Genomic DNA, 572 nt, shown 5'->3' with positions numbered 1-572 from the left:
ACATGGAAGCGTCGAAAGCGCGTTGGGACGGCTATTTAGCGAATGGTCTTATCAACAAAGAAGCGACAGCAGACCAAGCTCGCGTAGCGGTAAAAGCGATGGAGACCCTAAACGGTAACTGGCGCTCTGCGGCGGGCGATATTGAACAAGCGACAGTCACGCCATCGGTCACTGCGCGTTGGTTCTCTGGTAACTTAACGTGGCCGTGGGATTCGTGGAAACAAGCGTACGCGATGGCGCATTTCAACCCAGATGTTGCGATGGACAACATTCGCACGATATTCCAAGAGCAAGTTCAAGCTGATGACAAGATTCGTCCGCAAGACAAATGCTACTTGCTGGATGTATTGACGTACACCAAACCTGTTAGTCGTGGTGGTGCTGGCTCTGAAAACTGGAACGAACGCAATACGAAACCATCGTTGGCGGCATGGTCTGTGATGGAGGTGTATCACGCTCTCGTGAACCAGTTTGATCGCCCAGAAGACGCGCAAAAATTCATTGATGAAATGTATCCGAAGTTGGTGGCATACCACGATTGGTGGCTATCAAACCGCGACCACAACCAAAAT

At 50.7% G+C, this 572-nt stretch carries 1 protein-coding gene; it reads left to right on the top strand.

Going from position 1 to position 572, the window contains the following annotated elements:
* A partial coding sequence (locus tag R7Z50_RS29670; protein WP_411979539.1) for an MGH1-like glycoside hydrolase domain-containing protein occupies positions 1-572 on the top strand: 572 nt, incomplete at both ends.

The sequence above is a fragment of the Vibrio sp. 1249-1 genome (assembly GCF_033340495.1).
The sequence above is the reverse complement of the archived record's forward strand: the minus strand, read 5'-3'. Positions and strand labels throughout refer to the sequence as shown.